This window comes from Radiobacillus sp. PE A8.2 (genome assembly GCF_045635475.1).
Lineage (GTDB): Bacteria > Bacillota > Bacilli > Bacillales > Amphibacillaceae > JBJGXI01.
This window is the reverse complement of record NZ_JBJGXI010000030.1, coordinates 1-20,414: the sequence shown is the minus strand read 5'-3', so window position 1 is coordinate 20,414 and position 20,414 is coordinate 1. Positions and strand designations below refer to the sequence as shown.

Here is a 20,414-nt window from a genome sequence, read left to right as displayed (position 1 = left end):
AAGGAGCGAAAATTTTTCCCCTTCCATTGAAGACAGTTAATTATTTTTCTTTTGATGAAGCAATCTCTTTTCTTGCAATTCTCGACTCTGATTTGTTGTAGTAATGGATAATGAAAGTGATTAAAAAAGCAATAATTAAAATTCCGAAAAACAGTAAATGATGGATGTGTATACCTATTACACTTGCACCCATCTTTAAAGCAATAATACCGATTAAAACGAACGCTGTAGTCTCTAACTCTGGTATCTTTTCAATTAATTTCAGGAAAACCCCTGCCACAGTTCTCATCATAATAATTCCTAATGCTCCACCAATAAATAGAACCCATACTTGTTCTGAAACGGCAAATGCAGCTAAAATACTATCGACTGAAAAAGCAATGTCCATTAATTCTACTGCAATAACTGTTCCCCAGAATAAACCAAAAGTACGTACTAACCATCCACTTTTCTTCACACCTTCAGCATCTTCATCGTCTTCACCTTTCCAGAAATATTTAATGACAAGCCACATTAAGTAGGCTGCACCAAATACTTTTATCCACCAGAACTTAATTAAGAATACACCTAAACCAATAAATAGGAACCTAAAAAAGTATGCACCGAATAATCCATATGTTAATGCCTTTTTACGTTTCTTCTCCGGTAAGTGCTTGACCATTACCGCTAGTACTAAGGCATTATCCGCTGATAAAAGCCCTTCTAAGATGACAAGTGTTCCTATATATCCCCATGCAACTGGGTCTGTTAGAACTTCTCCCCACATTTCCCAATCAAAGAATGAGGCATATGTCGACAAAACTTGGTTTATAATATCCAAAAATAATTCCTCCTTAATTAACCACTAATTAACTTGCAAACCATAATTACTACAAAGTGAAGCCAGACCGCCTGAGAAGCCGCTCCCAATGGCATTAAACTTCCAATTACGATCGTGTCGGTATAATTCACAAACAACAACCGCTGTCTCAATAGAGAAATCTTCTCCTAAATCAAAGCGCAATAATTCTTGGTTAGTGGAGTCATCTACTAGACGTACAAACGCATTGGAAACTTGTCCAAAATTTTGATTACGTTCTTCTGCATCATGTATAGTAACCGCGATTCCTATTTTTTGTATATGATTTGGAATCTTTGTAAAATCTACGACGATTTGCTCATCATCACCATCTCCCACTCCAGTACGATTATCTCCAGTATGTATTACACTCTGGCTAGGATGCTCAAGATTGTTATAAAATACAAAATCTTGATCGTTAACACATTTGTTGTTTTCATCAACTAAAAAAGCAGAAGCATCTAAGTCAAAGTCAACTCCGCCATGAAATTGGTTAATATCCCATCCTAATCCAATGATCGCCCTAGTTAACCCAGGATTTGTTTTTGTTAAATCAATTCGTTGACCTTTTGATAACTGAACTCCCATTTTATGGCCTCCTTATTTATTTTACAGCTAGAAAAGAAGGACAAGAAGGATTGGACATCCTTCTTGTCTAATAAGTGTTAACCAATTTGCAATCCAAAATCGGTTGCAATACGTCCTAATCCACCTTGGTAGCCAGAACCTACAGCAGCGAATTTCCATTCACCATTATGACGATACAATTCACCAACATTAATTGCTGTTTCAATGGAGAAATCTTCTCCTAAATCATAACGAATTAATTCTTCATTGGTATCTTCACTCACAACACGTACGAAGGAATTAGATACTTGTCCAAAGTTTTGGTTGCGTGTTTCACCTTCGTGAATCGTAATAACAAATGAAATCTTTTCAATACTAGCCGGTACAGAAGATAGATTTACTTTTACTTGCTCATCATCCCCTTCACCTTCACCCGTAAGGTTATCTCCAGTATGTACCACAGAACCATTTCCACCCTCAAGTTGGTTATAGAAAATAAAATCCGCGTCTGAAGAACACTTACCATTGGCATCTAGAAGAAATACACTTGCATCCAGGTCAAAATCACTACCACCATCGTATTTATTAACATCCCATCCTAATCCAATGATAACTTTCGATAAACCAGGGTTTGTTTTTGTTAAATCTACCTTTTGTCCTTTTGATAATGAAACTGCCATTATTAAATCTTCCTTTCTATTTTCAAAATCTGATTTAGGTTAGTCAATTTCATAGTTCTGATTTAAGGTAACTAATTGACTCAATTTAATAGACTAAATCTAGTATTACGTATAGCAACGAACGATATCTTCCAATCCACTATCGTTTGTAGCATTTCCAATTGCAGCAAACTTCCACTCACTGCCATGGCGATAAATATCTGAAACTATTAAGGTTGTTTTTCCAGAAAAATTATCTGTTAAATTAAATTTTACAATTTCTTGGTTATTCGAATTATTGACTACACGAATAAACGCATTTTCTATCATCCCAAAATCTTGTTTACGTCTTACACAATCATAAATATTAACAACAAAAACTAGTTTATTGATATTTGAAGGCACGCTTTGAAGATCAATTAAAATTTGTTCATCATCTCCATCACCCTCACCAGTTAGATTGTCCCCTGTATGCTTAATGCTTCGGCATGAACTATTCAAATTACCAAAATAAATCAGGTTTTTCTTGTTCATAAATTTATCATCTTCGAGCATTAGAACAGAAGCATCACAATCAATATCAGGTGCTCCAGCTCCTAATAAGCCGCCTAAGATTCCACCACGTTTAGTTTCAATTGGATCCCAGCCTAAACCAACCATAATCTTCGAAAGACCAGCATTTCCTTTTGTTAAGTCGATACGTTGTCCTTTTTGCAAAGAAATAGACAAACCATTCACTCCTTCATTATTATATTTAAATCACGCAAACGTGATTTAAGATTGCATCATTTCACACTCAATTCTAATTATTTATGAACGAGCTCCTTTAACTTTATTACAATATTATGTACGGAACGAAGCAAAAAAAGGTTTCAAAAGATTATTATTTGTAATACCTATTGTAGCTTTTTGCTGAATTTTGTAAAAAATAGGTATATTTACATTATAAATTACTTCCATAAATTTTACTATGAATTCCGTATAGAAATTTTTACTAATTGTTTTTCATTCGAGTCAAGTATGAATACACTTTCATTTAAGTTCGTTTTGCTAGCATTATTTTTGGATCCAGTGCATCTATTTTTATTATGATAGACATCACCGTAAAAATAGATAAGCTGGATGGGGGCAAATCGTTCGAACACAGGCTCTTCGATAACACCAAAAGATTTATGGGGACAAACTAGTTGTCCCCACTCACCCCTACAACAAATATTCAATATCATATTCAGCCATTATTTCATCAAGCCAAACGGCGTATTCCTCATCTGCTTTTGTATCAAATAGGGTTGTTTCTATTTCAGCTTTTACGTCATCAAAATTAGCTTCTGTAGCCTCCACTTTATCAACAAGTTTAATCACATGAAATCCATATTCTGTTTCTACCGGCTCACTGATCTCACCAATTTCCATGGCAAAAACAGCATCTTCAAATGCTTGTACCATTTCACCAGCTCCAAACAGACCAAGGTCCCCACCTGTTTCACTCGTGGTTGTATCTGTTGAATATTCGAGCGCTAATTCTGCAAAATCTTCTCCAGCATTTAGTTTTTCAATTACCTCATTCGCTGTTGCCTCATCCTCAACTAAGATATGGCTCGCTTGCACTTGTTCAGCTTGGGCAAATGAATCTTGGTTCTCTTCAAAATAGGTTAGCATCTCATCATCTGTTATTGTAAAACGGTCCGCTAAAATTTTATTTGTGGCAATATAAATCTCAATGTCTTCCTCTATATCCTCCACAGTCACACCACTCGAATCTAAATCAGTATGAAAAGCTTCTTCACCACCGTAATAGGCTATATATTCTTCAAGTTCAAGGTCTATTTCCTCTTCTGTTACCTCAATGCCTGCATTTTCAATTTCCATTTTAACTACTTTCTGTGAGATCAGTCCATCTAACGTATCAGTACCATATTGCTTTACGAGAACTTCATTTAATTCTACATCCGTAATCTCTTCTCCATTAATTGTAGCAACTGCACTGGTTTCGTCTTTTTGAAAGAAAACTGCTACTAATAGCAGGACGGCTAACACAATCCCGAGTATCCAAAATATTGAACTTTTATTTAAACTTTTCATCATATTTCTCCTTTTGTTAAGCGAATCTGCAAAAACCGCTGATGCATAACGTTTTTTAGTTGTTCATTAGATAATCTTGATTTAAGCCATTCACACAGTCGGATTAACCCGTCATGCGGATACCTTAGCTATGCTATGATTATGTTGAGTCAGTTGCCTGGCATCGTAACTTCAACCGTTTGTAATTGATTAGCACGGTAGAATTCAATCGTTACGGTGTCACCAATCGATAATTCAGTATATAAGTATTTGCGGAATTCATCATCGTTTTGGATGGACTGTCCATTTATAGAAACAATAATATCTTCCACTTGTAGCCCAACAGTTGCTGCTACTGAGTTCTCATCAACGTATGAAATAATGGCACCATCTGTAATCGTATCTGCAATATTTCTCAAATAGTATGGCGCTACTTCATTTAATCCTACGAGGCTGACACCGAGATATGGGCGTAATACTTTACCATTTTCCATAAGTTCATTAATGATTGTGCTGACATCATTACTTGGAATCGCAAATCCAAGTCCTTCCACACCACTTTCAGATATTTTCAAACTATTGATTCCGATTAATTGACCAGCGCCATTAATCAGCGCTCCTCCGCTATTTCCTGGGTTAATTGCTGCGTCTGTTTGGATAACATCTAATTCCCACGCACCGGCAGAGGTAGATACCGAAATCGTACGGTCCACTGCACTGGCTATCCCTTGTGTCACTGTTCTCGACAACTTAAGTCCTAATGGATTTCCAATGGCGATAACTTGGTCACCCGCACGAAGCGTAGTAGAATCTCCAAAATCGATCGGTGTAATGTCAAAGCTACCTGCTATTTTTAAGACAGCTATGTCCGTTAACGAATCAGTTCCTACTAATTCAGCAGTTGCAACTTGCTCGTTATATAAGGAAACTTCGATTTCATCTGCACCTTCGATAACATGATTGTTTGTCACAATATAGGCTGCATCATCACTGACTTCAAAAACAACCCCTGATCCGGTGCCACTTTCAGCTTCTTCACTTGAACGGGTGAACGGATTACTTTGCTGTGTAATATTCACGATGCCTACAATTGCCTCCGATGTTTGTTCAACTATTTCAGCTACGGAGTTATCGGTAGCTGAAACTTGCTGAACATTGACAGCAGCCGTACTTGTTTCGGTTGCTTTCAAATCGTTAGCGATCTCTAGCGTGTCCTCTTCACTAGTAGGAATCGTGGTGTCTGTTTCAAAATATCCAGTTTGTGTTACAACCCCGAGTGTTAAAGCGGACCCTAGAATCCCCGCTCCCAATGTATTTGCAAAATTACGTAGCCTTGATGGTTTACTCATTTGAATCACCTCTTTCCAAATTTTTCATTGTTTTTTAACTTCCGATTAGGCGTTGTTTTAACCTTATCGCTATTATGGATTGCGAACCTTAAGCGAACCTTAAAAGATTTCTTATACCATAAAAAAAACGCTTCTCGGAGTTATGAGAAACGTCGGTATAATAGCTTATTAAATTTATGATATAGTGAAAGTCTATCTCAATATCCTGAATCGGTCATTATGACAAAAACACCACTTTGGAACACCTACGGTCGCAAGGGAACGGCACCCTACAACAACTGCCCCTCTTTCTTAAGCCGTACATAAATAAACACCGTAGCAAGACTACATAATAGTGCGGTGCTAGCAATAAACAAATATCCTGCTTGCATGCCTAATTGATTACTAGCTTCATAGGTTGGCCGTAATTGTAAGTTTGTAACAATTTCAATCAAGTAGCCGATTATCAAATTAGTAATTACGCCGCCTATGCCGATCAGGACAACGGTGAAGGTAATCGCTGTATCTGTCCCTTTTGTATACTTTTTGGCAAGCAAGGCCATCATCGTAGGATAAATCGGACCAACTCCGAAACCTGCAATCGCAAATAATATGGCAGCATGTTCACCTGCAAACACAGGGATAATACTAATAATACCTGCAAACGCAGAAAAGACAATAATCGAAATAGCATAACCAAACCTATCGGTCACAGGTCCTAATAATAAGCGCGATAGCATAAATGTGAAAAAGAATATTGCCAGAAGGTTGGAAGCAGCCTCTACTGTCCATTGGTCAACTTTTACAAGATAGTTTACTAGCCAAGCAGCAATTCCTAATTCTGTCGTTACCCCCATCAATAACGCGAAAACGATAAGCCAGGCAATCGGATCCTTAGCTAACTTTTTATACGATGTGCGATCTTCTTCCTCTGACTGTTCTTTCGGAAAGCGACTTAACACAACTGGAATGATCGGTAAAAGAGATAACGATAGCATAATCATATACATGCCGCGCCAGCCTAAGATTGTTGATGAAATCTCCCACCCCATCATATGAGCAGCAACGATCGGGGCAACTGTGGAACCTAGTCCATAGAAAAAATGAGACAGATTGAGCATCGTTCCCGTATTTTTGGTAAAAAGCCGGGCAGCAATAATCGCAAGTCCAATCTCAAGCATACCGTTTCCTAGGTACAACACAAAATAAGCTCCAATTAATGTTGGGAAGCTACTAGAGAAATAAATAAAAATGCCCGATACTCCCATTAGGAGAAAAGTAACTATACTAATCGTTTTTGCACCGATTTTTTCAATTAGCCAGGACGTATAAGTGCATGCGAGTAAAAAGCCAAATGCGTTGATTGCTAAAAGCAAACCAAGCATACCATCGCTCAAAGCGAGTTCTGTCTGCATCTCCGGTATTGCGGGACCCTTAATATTTTCTGAAACACCAAAGATTAAAAACCCTCCGAAAATCACGAATAGCAATAAATAATAGTTTGTTTTCGAGTTTCTGTTCATATGTGTGTATCTCCTAGTGATAGCGTTATTAAATATTGTACTTGGTTAGATGTGCTTCGTATAGTGAATAGCTCAAGGGGAGATGGGATATGTCACTTGAGCCAAATAGTGGTATCAGTTATCACTACATCCCCCGTGAAATTACGGCTCTCAGTTAGATCAAATGCACTTTAATTCGTATATTCAACATAATTTGTTCTATACAATATAGAACAAATCTGTTATATTATATATATAACAAGAAAGAAATAAGAGTGGAGGAAACATAACATGTTCATTGACCCGAATTCGGACGTCCCTTTATATGTCCAGCTTCGGACGCAAATTATGGAAGCAATCGTGCGCGGTGATTTGAGCCTAGGTGATACGCTCCCGTCTGTACGTGCACTCGCAGGAGATCTTAGTGTGAACATGCACACCGTAAATAAAAGCTATCACGAACTAGAGTCAAAAGGAATTATTGAGATTGTTCCCAAAAAAGGCGCTATGATCACCGTTAATAAAGACAAACAAATTACTAATAATCGCCTGTCAGCATTATCTACCGAATTCAAGCCGGTCGTTGTAGAAGCAATGGCCAACGGGATGAATGAAGAACAGTTGCATGAATTAATTACAACTGTAATCAAAAATATTAAGGAGGCTTAATCATGGCTTTTATTATCTTGCTAATAACGATTCTATTTGTTAGTTTCTTTCAAATTACTGTCCCATTTATTGTAAAACGCACGGTCGTTTTCGGCGTAACGATTCCTTATAACCAAACAAAACATCCAAAAGTGATGCAATATAAAAAAGTGTATGCAATTGTAACTACAATAGTAGCAATAATAGTTACGGTTAGTTTTTGGTTTTGGAGCCAAACCGCCAATGTAAAAGAAGTAACACTCGTACTAGCAGGCACCATCATTCCGTTTATCATCCTGATCATTGGGTTATCACTTTATTTTTACTTTCATTATAAAATGACAAAGCTCAAGCGCTCACAACAATGGTATGGGACAATTAATCAAGTTCACTATGCAGACCTAAAAGTTCGTTCTAGGGATGAAATGCTCGCTTCATTTGTGCACTTGATACCAATCATCATGACAGTTGCGTTAATGGCTTTAACCATCCTGTCGTTTGACCGATTGCCAAGTCAAATTCCAACGCATTGGGGACCAGATGGGCAACCAGATGCATTTACCGAAAAGAGCTGGATGTCTGTGATCAACCTTCCAATCCTCTTGCTTGTCATGCAACTAATGTTTTTTGGCATAAACGTATTTACGAAACGGTCAGGAATTAAAATAAATGCTGGTAATATAACATCCTCCACATTGCGCCAATTGCGCTTGCGTAAATATACAAGTTGGTTTTTATTTGTCACGAATATTTTAATCACGATTTTGTTTTCACTTATACAGCTTCAATTGTTGTACGAAAACCTCTTGAGTGAATCGTTAATAATGCTTTTTCCACTTGTATTTCTTGTTTTAATTTTGGCCGGTGCAGTTGGCTTGGCCGTTAAGGTTGGAAGTGTTGACTCAGATCTGGAAGGAAAAGCTTTAGTACACCAAGACGCAACAGTTGAAGGTATAGATGAAGATCAGTACTGGAAAGGTGGATTAATTTATTTTAATTCGAATGATCCGTCTATTTTTGTAGAAAAACGGTTTGGCATTGGCTGGACATTAAACTTTGCTAATCCGATTGGTTATTTTGTCTTAATTGGACCTGTCGTTCTAATATTAATCTTGTCATTTATGGCATCTTAAAAAATAATTAATCTTGCGGTTGAGCATTTGCTTAACCGCTTTTATATTGCCAATGATAATTTCAGCAGCAAAGCAATCGATTGGGTCAGTCCATCCTTAAAGATACTTCTTCACATTAACTGGCAAATGAAGATAAAACCGGGAAGTGACTATCCATAGAAAAATATTACCTCTTCATTACATTATTTGACTAAAAAAGAGAAGACTATATCTTATCGTTAACTAATGTAGGAGGTAGTACAATGAAACAACGTTATATCGTATTTTACATATCATTAGGTATCCTTTCTTTGCTCGTTATTACAGGAATTATTATTCCTAATACATTTGAGGACTTTACTGCAAATATTCAAGCTTTCTTCTCTGATGCATTTGGATGGTATTATCTCATCATTGTCACGATTGTGCTTGTTATTTGTTTATATTTACTTTTTTCACCTATTGGTCGAATTAGGCTCGGAAATCAAGATGAAAAACCGGAATTCTCTACACCCACATGGATTGCAATGTTATTTAGTGCTGGAATGGGGATCGGGCTTGTTTTTTATGGTACTTCAGAACCAATTAGCCATTATGCGATTAGCTCACCTACTGGAGAAATCGGTACGGAGCAAGCAATCAAGGATGCACTTAGATTTACTTTTTTTCATTGGGGAATTCACGCGTGGAGTATCTATGCGATCGTTGCTCTAGCAATAGCTTATTTTCATTTCAGACATAAAAAGTTGAACTTAATAAGTGCAACCTTAGAACCAATTTTTGGTGATAAGGTAAGAGGCAAAACCGGAAAAGCTATTGACATCTTTTCTGTATTAGCAACTGTTCTTGGTGTTGCAACATCGCTCGGATTTGGAGCAGTTCAAATCAATGGTGGTTTGGCATATCTTTTTGAAATACCCAAAAATATTTGGATACAATTTGTTATTATCGCGGTTGTAACAGTTTTATTTTTAATATCAGCATGGTCTGGACTAGGTAAAGGAATAAAAATATTAAGCAACGCTAATATGATTTTAGCCGGCGCTCTATTTTTACTGATGTTTATATTCGGTCCAACATTAGTTATTTTAAATTTATTTACGGATACGGTTGGGGCATATATTCAAACGTTACCACAAATGAGTTTTAGAATTGCACCGTTCAACGATGACATTCGTGGATGGATTAATGGGTGGACGATTTTTTATTGGGCATGGTGGATTGCATGGGCACCATTTGTCGGTATTTTTATTGCCCGAGTTTCTAAAGGTCGTAGTATTAGGGAATTTATATTTTTTGTATTACTAATACCTTCGCTTGTTGTTTTTTTATGGTTCTCAGCTTTCGGAGGTTCAGCAATTATGCTGGAGCATAATGGTATTGCTGAAATATCAAAATTATCTGCAGAAGAATCTTTATTCGGGGTATTTTCAAATTATCCAATGCCGTTAGTAACGTCAATAACTGCAATCGTGCTGATTGGGTCATTTTTCATTACATCTGCTGATTCAGGAACATATGTATTAGGTATGATGACAACAAATGGATCCCATACACCTGGTAATAAAGTTAAATTTACATGGGGTATTTTGCTCTCTACAATAGCGTTAGTACTTCTCTACTCAGGTGGGCTTCAAGCATTACAAAATATGATGATTATAGCAGCTTTACCATTTTCGATTATTATCGCTTTAATGACAATTAGTCTAATGAAGGCTTTACGTCAAGAAGCAAAAGTACTTGGAATAGGTCGGATTAAAAAGAGAAAGACATGATGTAGGTTGCGACAATGTAGCTATTACAGTTTGTATATTAGCCTAACCAAATATCTTACAAGGGTGGATATTTAGCCCAAGTGGAATCAGTGCAGAAAAAGCCGCAGCCCTTAAAGAGGGGGTGCGGCTTAACATAATTTGGAACACGTTTATCCCCTTCTCTACTTTTCACATACTAAGATAGTATCCCCATTTCTACACGGAACCAGTTGAGACATGATGACGAACATCTCCATATGACTGGTATCAGTGCGCCAAAATCCACAAACTACTCAGTATACTAGTACAGGCAATCCTATTATTTTTGAATAAATTATAATAATTACCGAAAGGAGAGTATATTATGACTTCTAAAGAAAATAAGCAAATGACTAGGGATATGGCGAAGAAATTGTTGGGTGACAAAAAAGTTTATTTAACAGCTGAAGGTCGACGAAGATTGAATCAAATGTTGAAGAAGTAATCTTCTACTATTTTAAAAGAGGGATTGTACAAATTAATAGACTGTTGTCTATGAAGGTAATACAACCATTCTTCTGGAAATGATAGCAAGAACAAAAGCGCAGATCGCCGGTTAGCGACGTACGGACTGGGACTCGAAACAATAAAATCACTTGTTTCTGCGGTGTATATTCATTGTAGCTTTCCTTAGTGCGATTACTCGCCTCACCGAAAACATTTGGACTGAACCGCAGGAGATAAAGGAAACATGCCCCTGCATAAGGGGTATGTCGACGTTGGACGACAAGTCCGCATTTAGTCGACCTTCTATAAAACCTGAATCGATGTTGACTTATCGTGTCATGAGGTGAGGGAAGTCTCGCTAGTCGCTGGCGCTCGAAGCTGGCCGTGGCTAAATAACTCAGCAAGATATCCACAACTGTCTATTTTTATAATTTCCTAGACCACAAGAAAGGCCGCCCCATAATGGGACGGCCTTCTCATATTATTTAAACTTGTTTTCTTCTATTCATTACGAATAGTAACCCAAGACCACCAACTAGTATGAATAGACCAATTGCTAATAGGTTAAACGTACTTGTTGCTGTGTCAGGAAGTTCTTCACCAGATTCATCATCAGATCCTTTGTCAGAGTCACCATTATCGGTATCTCCATCATTAGAACCGTCATCTGTATCAGAACCATCGTCAGGATTAGAGCCATTGTCAGAACCGTCACCTGTATCAGGGTTTTGCGTATCTTCGTCAGGAACTTCGGCATCAACTGGAGCATCTTTTGCATCTCCGTTGTTTTCGAAAATACCAAACGTACTGAAGTGTGTTGTTGTCGCAGTTATAACACCAGTGTTTGGATCATAAACACTGTCCGCGATAACTTCCCATTCTCCAGTTGTTTCATTATAGTAGAATGCTTTAATATTATTTGGATCCATTTCAGCAAGTGAATCAGCGTCTACTTGGAATGTTAATGTTACTGCTTCACCATTGAAATCGCTAATCTCAGAAGATCCTGCAGTGATTGTAAAGTTGTATACAGGACCAATAGCACCTTCTACTTCTTGTTGCTCAAGGGTGATTACAACGTCACCACCAGCTGCTGCAATTTGTTCTAGGATGGCTGTTGGAATTTGAACTTGCGTATCACCTTTATTAATTTTCAAATCTGCATTTTTGTTTACTAATGCTTGAATTACATCTGCGTTTAATGCAATGGACAATTCTAATTGTTCTAATGCATTTTCTGGTTCAAGAACAAGTACTTCGTTATCTTGCATATTTTCAACATCAGCAGTTGTTACGGTTGCTTTCATTTCTTTTTTGCTGTTGTCTACTTCGGTTGCCGGTTTTACTACTTTTTCTTGCTTCGGCTCCGGATCTGGAGTTGATTTTTCAACTGGTGCAGCTACCGGAATTACTTTAAAACTACCAAAGTCATAAGTTAGTACACCTGTAATAGATTCATAGCTTGTTCCACTTTCGATAGAAAACGCACTGTTATCAATTACAAAAGTACCTGTTGCGTCTGATGCATTAAACTCACCGTAACCTGCATCACTATCAACTGTAATATCTGCAATAGTTACAAGTTGACCTTCTAGATCTTCACCAAGTTCAGTAGAGTTTACCGATTTAGGTGCTGGTGTACCAACACTTGCTTCAACAAGTGTTACTCCAAAGTCAACTAATTCACGCAGACCGTTATAGTCTTTCGTAGTACCAGTAATTTGAACTTTGTCACCTACACTTGCAGCAATCTCAGAACCATAGATCGCTATACCAGCAGTTTCATCTTGGATGAAAGTTGTGTCTCCAGCTTTTACTGTTACCACACCTTGTACCGTTACTTCTTCACCTGCCGCTGCGGCGCGAGCTTCTACAACTGTTTTCATATTTACAGTTTCAGCTGCTTCTATATCTTCAGCCATACGGGGATTTAATTCATAGGTACCTTTATAGTCAGTAATAATACCTGTAATATCAACTACATCACCATTCTCGAATGCAAAATCTAAGAATTTCAAGCCTGTACGGTTATCTACATAAACGGATACTGTTTCTCCGTCTTTTGTTGCTGTGAATTCGATACTACCGTAGCTTTTCTCTTCTAAATCAGAGATTGTTGCACCTTTAACAACTGCTAATTGTCCTTCAACAGCTTCACCTAGTTGTGCTGGTGTAAGTTGTTTTGCTGGAACAACTGGACCTGCACCAGTCTTTTCCATAATCGTAGGTTTCAATTCGAACAATCCATTGTATTCATCTGTTGTACCTGATAAACGAACTTCATCTCCAATTTTCAGGCCTTCATCTAAAGTTGTATAAACATACAGCCCACCAGTCATATCTTGAACATAGAAGTTTTTACCGCCGTAAGAACCTGGTGTAGAAGTGACCACACCTTCTACTACTACTTCTGAACCGATTGAAGCAGCTCGAGCTTCAGCGATTGTTACTGTATCGATTTCCTCAGCAGGAGGCATTTCATCTGTTCCAGTAATACGACCTTCTATTTCATACGTAAATGGATTTGGTAAAGTTTTTACATAATCAACTGTTGCTTCTAAATCTTCCGGTCCAGTGATCATGTTTTCTCCAAGTTCACCGATTGGTAAATACTTAGAACCTGTTGCTGTAGCCATAAAGTTATTTGTTGTTACTGTGTATTCACCTTCTGGATCAATTGGTGTACCATCTGGTAACATTAAATCAACAACTTTATTTACTGCAGGGTTCCAAGTGTATTTAAACCCAGCAATACTGTAATCTGGACCATAGCCTGAAGTAATTTGTGCGTTCATTATTTCCCTTAAGTCTGAACCAGAAATTTCTAATTTCACTAATACGTTATTAAATGGTTGGACGTTAAATAAGTCGCTATACGTAATTGCACCTTTAGGTAGTGAATCACGAATACCGCCACCGTTCATCAGTGCAAAATCACTGTCCATCGCCCATTTCATACCGTCCGCAAGTAAGTTTCCTAATGCATTATCACCAGTATTAGAATAGCCACCTACTATCTCTGTAGTAGAATGTCCCATTACTTCATTTAGTGTAGGACCTACTAAATCAAGATAGTGTTCAAGCTGTTCTTTTGTCGGTTGATGCGGTTCTGCATTACGGTGATCTACATCTACGATATTTCCTAATTTAGAAACTACATCACCTGTAGTTGTATCAATGACTAAGTCTACTTCAGAAAATTCTTGTCCGTATTCTCCTGCTTCAACAATTAATTTGCCGTCCACTTCTGTGTTAACCACTTGGTGATTATGACCAGCAAAAATCACGTCTACTTCGTCATCAATGGCATTAGCTAGACTTGCAGCTTCACCAGAGCCATTTTCTTCAACAGCCATGTGTGCAAGTACTACAATTGTTTCAACGCCTTCTGCTTTTAATTCTTCAATTGCTGCGTTAGCCTCTGTTACACCATCGGTAAACTTAAGCCCATTAATACCTTCTGGGATAACCATGTTACCTGTATTAGATGTTGTTAGACCAACAAATCCAATTTTTTGTCCAGCCGTTTCAAGAATTGTGTAAGATGGAAGAATCGATTCATTTGTGCTTTCATCAATACAGTTCGCACACAATAGCGGGAAATCCATCCCATCATACCCTGGAGTAGCAACTGGATCATATTCGCCACCGTTTACCATACGAAGTAGTTCAACAGTACCTTCATCAAATTCGTGGTTACCAACAGCGCCTACGTCAAATCCGATACTTTCCATAAGATTAACCGTTGGCTCATCCTGAAGTAATGCTGATACCGGTGAGCTTCCACCAATCATATCCCCAGCATGAACAACTAGTGTGTTTGGATTTTCTGCTTCTTTTTGTTTTACATAAGAAGCAATATAATCAATTCTACCTTTGTAATAATCAATCACTTCGTCATCATTTTCATCGAATCCGTATTCTTGGTCGATTTTACCATGTAAATCGTTAAATCCTAACAATTGCACATCAACAGTTCCTTCACTAGGTGGTTGTTGTGTTTCACCTTCAGGAACGTATCCTTGTGCTTCTGCTTCATCAGCACTGACAAAGAAAATGCGCTTGTCCACATCAACTGTTTCCCAATCTTGAGGTTCTACATATTCTTTTGTGTCAGAGTTTCCGACATAACGCAACAACCCTTTACCTTGTTCTCGTGCACGGAAAACAAAAGGTAGTTCTAAAGCGTCTGTATTCGTGTCTGACCAAATACCTAATTTATTGTCTTTAGCATTTTCAACTGCAGTTTGAAATTCATTATATGTTGCTTCATCTCCAACTGGCCAGATAAAATAAGTAGATGCATATCCATCTTTCACCATTTGTAAATTCACATTTACATTATCAGATTTACGTACAACTTGCGCAAGTAAACGACCGTATGCATCCGTCGGTTCTTGACCAATCTTTAATGTAATTTCATCCCCTGGTTGAATTAGTGTTTTGATATGTTCTTTTGCTAACTCACCAAAGTACTTTTGTGCATGATCTGGATCTGAATTCACCTTATCCATATCATAATCACCAATGTGATAGGTTTCCGGTGTATCCATATTAAGGAATCTTACCTTCGTCGCCCCTAATACTGGTGTTTTAATATGAATCGTATCTCCATCTGTAACACTTTCTACAACTGTAGAATATTCACCTGCAGAAGTTGGAGCTTCTGGTTGTTCTGATGCTAATGTAATATCAGCTGCTTTACGAGGTAAGATTTGATAAGTATCATATTGGCTTAAAATAGCCGTTACTTCAAACCATTTTCCTTCTTCTAAAGCACTAATCGCATTTGTACCTTCCATTACACGAAGCGTCGTACTATTGTACTCCGCATCCACGAAAGAAACATTATAGCCACCACCTGCTGGTGAACTTGGAACATCTTGTACGTAGCCGTTTACTTTTATAAGCTGTCCTTCTAATGGTTCAGCAATTGTAGCGTCTTGTAAATCAGCTAGCGTAATTTCTTTCGGTTGTGGAAGAGCTTCATTTGTACTAAGCTCTTCAATATTAGTAGGTTCAATTTCTTTTAAGCCGTTATATTCTGCCAGACTACCAGTAACTTTTACCTTGTCGCCTTCTTGTAAATCTTCTGGACTAGAACCATAAAGGTTAATACCTGCTGTGTCGTCTTGAATATAAGTGGAAAGGCCCCCTCCACTGATTGCTGTGTTATCTGCTGTAACAACACCTTCTACCGTTACTTGAGTGCCGTTATTTAGAGCACGTGCTTCTTCAATTGTTACTACTTCGCCAGGTTCTGGCGTAGGATCCGGCTCTGGAGTTGTTCCACCCTCAATAATTTCATATGCTGAAGGACTTTTTAATCCAGGAATAGAGAAATAAGTCTCTAAATCTCCAGTAATTTCTACTAATGCCCCATGATTCCCTGGATTATCTACTAGATTTAATGCACTTCGAACGCTACCAGATGGTAACTGAACTGGTATCATCTTACTAACATCTGTTTCAGTCGGTGAATCTGCTAACCCAAGATTTGTAGCTCTATCAAAAGGAGCTTCTAGGTCAAAGTTTGAACTAGAAGTTACAGTTCCGACAATATAACCTCGAACAGTTGCTTCACCTGCGTTATTTGCAATTGCATCTGCAACCGAAATATAATCTGATTCTTCTATAGTATGAGAACCTAGATTTGTGACCGTGTCCTTATCATAAACGTCCCATTCTATGTTTGGGTCAAATGCATCTGTTGAATTGGTGTCACCTGATAGAATTGATGCATTACGAACTAACGTATTGTCAGCAGTTAGTCCATCCCAAGATGATCCTGGGTCAACCCCAACTTGTCCGAACGAGTCAATGATTGTATCGTTGTGTTTAAGAACGATCGCATCGTCTCCGTTGAAGCTAAGTGAACCCGTTAATTCATCAGCAATTGCCTTAATATCATCATTTGCACTTGTATGTGCGACAACATATACGTCGTTATTGGCAATAACACCTTCTAAGGAAATCGGGGTTGTCGTAGTTTTTCCATTAAAATAAACCTCTAGTGTATATGCAGATAAATCAACATCTGCTCCTGTTCCGTTGTAAATTTCTAGTGCTTTGTTGAAACTACTACCCTCAATGTATTCGGAAATAATTAAACCATCTGAAGTAGTACTAGCACTTACAGGAACCGATAAAACCCCTGAAAAGTTCGTAAAAATCAACGTAAAAATCAAAAATACGTTCAAAACCCTAGATGTTAAAATTTTATTAAGTTTCATGCTTTTCCTCCCCCAAAAAAATTTGAACATAGCCTGTCCACTTCCTAATGATAAAGATTAAATATTTAGTTAGTGTTAATTAAGGTTAAAGATTTAAAAAGAAAAATTTACAAAGTTTTTTGTTTGGAAACAAAGGGACGATTCTCTCGTACCACTATCTTTACCTCTGATTAAATTTCTATGAATTCTGTGACTAGAGATAATATTTGGTTAGAATTTTCTTCTAATTATGTTTATTCTGGTTGCTTTTCAAGTTCGCCAATAATATACTCCAAAGGTTCTAAAGATACCTTTGTGGACAAAAAAGCGGTAGAGCCGCCCTTCTCACTCCCCTTCAAAAGTTTGCTAGTTATAGCAGTTAGAACAAAGGTTTTCCATTATGCATTTTCATAGGATAAAAAAACGTTAACGTCATTTCGGTACATTTTTTCATCTAGTCACCAAACATTCGAGTAATATCACACTTTGTACTAATGCCCCTTCATCATAAATAACGGATGTGCTTTTAAGTTCCCATAATTGTAATCACTCTAATGGTCTAAGCACGATAACAATTCTATCCCCGTGGCACAATAAGATAAGGCAGTATAGCTAATGGCCTTATTCAAGGCTACTATCCAACTAAAAAAAGCGGATCCAGATAAACCTAGATACCACTTCTTCATGCTTTAGATGCTCCTAATTAGTTTCCCACCCTTTTACAATTAAAATTCACATTTAACAACTGCACAGGAAATTCCAATTTCACTGAATACTTGATCCATAATTCTATCAAGATGCATGGAACAATAACATGTTATTGAAAGTTATGGATTCTCAAGACGACACGTTCATCCTTTCCTTGGAATAGCCATTTGGCATAAAATTTAATTCATTGATAGGAGGCAACTTTTTGATTAATAAGCATTTTCCAAAGTGTAAAGTGGGACGGAAGATCCGTCCCTTAGTCTCGATATGTATTAGTTTAGCAATAATTTTAAAGATTGTGTGAATTTTGTAAGATTTGCTTACATATTTTTTTACAAGGTTAGCATATTAATGCAACTAGCTGTTCCTGGATGCTATAATAGTTTCTTATCTTAACAAAAATGGGACGAAAGAACCCCGTCCCTTTGTCTCATGACAAACTTCGGCAAGTAACAGGCATTTGCACCTCTTTCCGATAATTTCCAGGTGATTTTCCTTCCAGTCTTTTAAACACTTTTGAAAAATAGCTTTGGTCGGAGTAGCCAACCTGTTCACTAACTGTCGCTATTTGTGCGGTGCTTGATTTCAAAATGGTCTTTGCTTTATTAATTCTCACGTGATTCAAATACTCACTGAAGCCTTCTGGATAATGACTACTAAAATAACTGGATAAATATGATGCATTAAAATGAAAATGGTTCGATAACGTTTTTAAAGAAAGTGGCTCTGCATAATGTTCTTCGATATATTGTAATAATAACTGCATGTTCGTTGGCAGTGTCTCTTCATCTGAAAGCACGATTTTTTTAACTTCTGATACAAAATCTAAGAAATAGAAAAGAGCAGAACTCGCATTTTTTGCTTCATTAATCTCCGTAAAATAATCATATTTTTTTGACTCTAGTTCCGCCGAGTCATATTTCATATTTCCTAATAAAACAATAATATTAAAAACAATATTTTCCAACCATGATTTAAATTCATAGGTATCCTTCGTGTAGTTACTGCCTAAAGCTTGTACATGCTCTGTTAGGTAATGAATGGCAACAGTAAATTGTTTATGTTTAAAAAAATCAATAAACTGGCTTAACTCAAAATGTTTATGATCATCCTCTATTTTTGGCAATTCATCGTACAAAAGTAATTTTCTATCACTTAAGTAAAAGTAGTAGTTTGCCATCACAAGCAAATCTTCCTCATATACTTCTTTCAACTTCGAAATAGACGGAAAAGGTCTGATCATCATCCATCTCGTATTCATGTCTGCATTATTGTATTGCTCTGCCAATGTAGCAACCACTTGTTTAATAGTTTTTAATAGAGCGGGCTCAAAATTGAGAATATACGCGGCACCACTTTCATAAATTGGAATCCAAAAGATTTCAAGGTTCTCAATATGTTCTTGAAAATAATTGATTATTTCTTTATCGCTTAACTGATTATCTTTGTCCTCTCGCCAAACAGCTACTATACTATATTGGCTGAATGGAAAAGCTTCAACAAGTGCGCTATTGTTCATTGACGTATAGCCTTTTATTCCCTTTTGTAAAATTTCTTCTATGGAATCTGGGTTCTGTTTTGTTCCACTGTCCTCTAGCTCGGAGGGTACGATTCTGTGCAACGTTTTTAATAGTTCTTCTCCATTAAGTTTAGGCTTTAGTATATAATCAGCCACACCACTCTGAAAAGTCGAACGAACATATTCAAAATTTTCGAAACTACTCAACACCACGATTTCAATTGCAGGATATTTTTCCTTAACCCGCTTCACCAATTCTATACCATCCATCCCCGGCATTACGACATCAGTAAGGATTATGTGAGGCAGATTCTGTTCCATTAACTGAAGTGCTTCATTTCCGTTCCCAGCTTCTCCGATAATTTGAAAGCCTTCATCGTCCCAGTTGATATAGTTAATAACTCCCTGCCTGATGAGCATCTCATCATCAACGATTAGTACTTTCCAAGGTTCACTCATATCGCTCCTCCTCACTCATACATGAAAGCCAATAATTGTTACATTCTCGCAGATGACTGTTCTATATTTTGCAAAGGATTTATCCTCCTTATGATCCTGTCAGTACTTACACCTGTATTCAGTCATAAAGTAAAGTGACAACTCCCACTATTGGAGGTGAAACGTCATCTTAGATATCATTTATATTCTTTCATACATTAGTCAACTATATTCGGCAAATAGCTGTGTAAAGTTAGTTATAAAATCGTCATGGATTATTATAAAAAAAATCACAAATAGCCCCAAGTTATATAACTTAAGTGCATTTGTGATTTCTCCATTCTCCATCCTAGCTATTAACTTGTAAAATCAAGTCGAGTGCTCACTGTACTTTTCGATATCAAGTCAACCATGTGTTCCAAAAACAAGCGTTTTCATTGTCAGATACAAAAAAACCTCACTAAAAACGTACTTTTAAGACAAAGTAGATTTTCGTGAAGGTCCCCATTTTTCCAACACACGCACATTTACTTTTAGTAAATTTTAAATCATTACGAAGCTACAGTCAATACTTATTACACT

12 protein-coding genes are annotated in these 20,414 nt (G+C 37.2%); 3 read left to right on the top strand and 9 right to left on the bottom strand.

What is annotated here, in order from left to right; translation table 11 throughout:
* Positions 1-40 precede the first annotated feature (40 nt).
* The 7 genes from ACI6MV_RS15595 to ACI6MV_RS15565 all read right to left on the bottom strand — a co-directional run bounded on the left by ACI6MV_RS15595 (position 41) and on the right by ACI6MV_RS15565 (position 6,976).
* Positions 41-766, bottom strand: a complete 726-nt coding sequence (locus tag ACI6MV_RS15595; RefSeq protein ID WP_407271284.1) for a TerC family protein — start codon at positions 764-766, stop codon at positions 41-43.
* A 78-nt stretch (positions 767-844) separates the two neighbouring features.
* Complete coding sequence (locus ACI6MV_RS15590) at positions 845-1,426, bottom strand: TerD family protein (protein WP_407271246.1); 582 nt, start codon at positions 1,424-1,426, stop codon at positions 845-847.
* Positions 1,427-1,503: 77 nt separating this feature from the next.
* Positions 1,504-2,085: a TerD family protein gene (locus ACI6MV_RS15585; RefSeq protein WP_407271245.1), complete on the bottom strand. Its 582-nt coding sequence runs from the start codon at positions 2,083-2,085 to the stop codon at positions 1,504-1,506.
* Between the two features lie 105 nt (positions 2,086-2,190).
* Positions 2,191-2,793 carry a TerD family protein gene (locus ACI6MV_RS15580; protein WP_407271244.1) on the bottom strand — a complete coding sequence of 201 codons (603 nt, stop codon included), beginning with the start codon at positions 2,791-2,793 and terminating at the stop codon, positions 2,191-2,193.
* A 474-nt stretch (positions 2,794-3,267) separates the two neighbouring features.
* Positions 3,268-4,146, bottom strand: a complete 879-nt coding sequence (locus ACI6MV_RS15575; RefSeq protein WP_407271243.1) for a peptidylprolyl isomerase — start codon at positions 4,144-4,146, stop codon at positions 3,268-3,270.
* 149 nt (positions 4,147-4,295) lie between these two features.
* Entirely contained in the window at positions 4,296-5,474 is a 1,179-nt protein-coding gene (locus tag ACI6MV_RS15570; RefSeq protein WP_407271242.1) for a S1C family serine protease, read from the bottom strand.
* Positions 5,475-5,743: 269 nt separating this feature from the next.
* On the bottom strand, positions 5,744-6,976 hold the full coding sequence (locus ACI6MV_RS15565) for an MFS transporter (RefSeq protein ID WP_407271241.1): 1,233 nt from the start codon (positions 6,974-6,976) through the stop codon (positions 5,744-5,746).
* A gap of 270 nt (positions 6,977-7,246) precedes the next feature.
* On the opposite strand from ACI6MV_RS15565, the gene ACI6MV_RS15560 reads away from it, so the two are divergent.
* The 3 genes from ACI6MV_RS15560 (at position 7,247) to ACI6MV_RS15550 (ending at position 10,490) form a co-directional block, all read left to right on the top strand.
* On the top strand, positions 7,247-7,624 hold the full coding sequence (locus tag ACI6MV_RS15560; protein ID WP_407271240.1) for a GntR family transcriptional regulator: 378 nt from the start codon (positions 7,247-7,249) through the stop codon (positions 7,622-7,624).
* Between the two features lie 2 nt (positions 7,625-7,626).
* Positions 7,627-8,736: a DUF1648 domain-containing protein gene (locus ACI6MV_RS15555; RefSeq protein ID WP_407271239.1), complete on the top strand. Its 1,110-nt coding sequence runs from the start codon at positions 7,627-7,629 to the stop codon at positions 8,734-8,736.
* A 242-nt stretch (positions 8,737-8,978) separates the two neighbouring features.
* Positions 8,979-10,490: a glycine betaine uptake BCCT transporter gene (locus ACI6MV_RS15550; protein WP_407271238.1), complete on the top strand. Its 1,512-nt coding sequence runs from the start codon at positions 8,979-8,981 to the stop codon at positions 10,488-10,490.
* A 950-nt stretch (positions 10,491-11,440) separates the two neighbouring features.
* Here the strand turns inward: ACI6MV_RS15550 and ACI6MV_RS15545 are convergent.
* Both ACI6MV_RS15545 and ACI6MV_RS15540 read right to left on the bottom strand, forming a co-directional pair.
* Positions 11,441-17,188, bottom strand: a complete 5,748-nt coding sequence (locus tag ACI6MV_RS15545; protein ID WP_407271237.1) for a DUF6359 domain-containing protein — start codon at positions 17,186-17,188, stop codon at positions 11,441-11,443.
* Positions 17,189-18,305: 1,117 nt separating this feature from the next.
* Positions 18,306-19,853 carry a response regulator gene (locus ACI6MV_RS15540; protein ID WP_407271236.1) on the bottom strand — a complete coding sequence of 516 codons (1,548 nt, stop codon included), beginning with the start codon at positions 19,851-19,853 and terminating at the stop codon, positions 18,306-18,308.
* Between the last annotated feature and the right edge of the window lie 561 nt (positions 19,854-20,414).

Excerpts from the sequence above, each read along its gene's own strand:
- ACI6MV_RS15550 (WP_407271238.1), top strand. The coding sequence starts at position 8,979 with ATGAAACAACGTTATATCGTATTTTACATATCATTAGGTATCCTTTCT.
- ACI6MV_RS15565 (WP_407271241.1), bottom strand. The coding sequence starts at position 6,976 with ATGAACAGAAACTCGAAAACAAACTATTATTTATTGCTATTCGTGATT.
- ACI6MV_RS15585 (WP_407271245.1), bottom strand. The coding sequence starts at position 2,085 with ATGGCAGTTTCATTATCAAAAGGACAAAAGGTAGATTTAACAAAAACA.
- ACI6MV_RS15540 (WP_407271236.1), bottom strand. The coding sequence starts at position 19,853 with ATGAGTGAACCTTGGAAAGTACTAATCGTTGATGATGAGATGCTCATC.
- ACI6MV_RS15590 (WP_407271246.1), bottom strand. The coding sequence starts at position 1,426 with ATGGGAGTTCAGTTATCAAAAGGTCAACGAATTGATTTAACAAAAACA.
- ACI6MV_RS15560 (WP_407271240.1), top strand. The coding sequence starts at position 7,247 with ATGTTCATTGACCCGAATTCGGACGTCCCTTTATATGTCCAGCTTCGG.
- ACI6MV_RS15555 (WP_407271239.1), top strand. The coding sequence starts at position 7,627 with ATGGCTTTTATTATCTTGCTAATAACGATTCTATTTGTTAGTTTCTTT.
- ACI6MV_RS15570 (WP_407271242.1), bottom strand. The coding sequence starts at position 5,474 with ATGAGTAAACCATCAAGGCTACGTAATTTTGCAAATACATTGGGAGCG.
- ACI6MV_RS15575 (WP_407271243.1), bottom strand. The coding sequence starts at position 4,146 with ATGAAAAGTTTAAATAAAAGTTCAATATTTTGGATACTCGGGATTGTG.
- ACI6MV_RS15545 (WP_407271237.1), bottom strand. The coding sequence starts at position 17,188 with ATGAAACTTAATAAAATTTTAACATCTAGGGTTTTGAACGTATTTTTG.
- ACI6MV_RS15595 (WP_407271284.1), bottom strand. The coding sequence starts at position 766 with ATGTGGGGAGAAGTTCTAACAGACCCAGTTGCATGGGGATATATAGGA.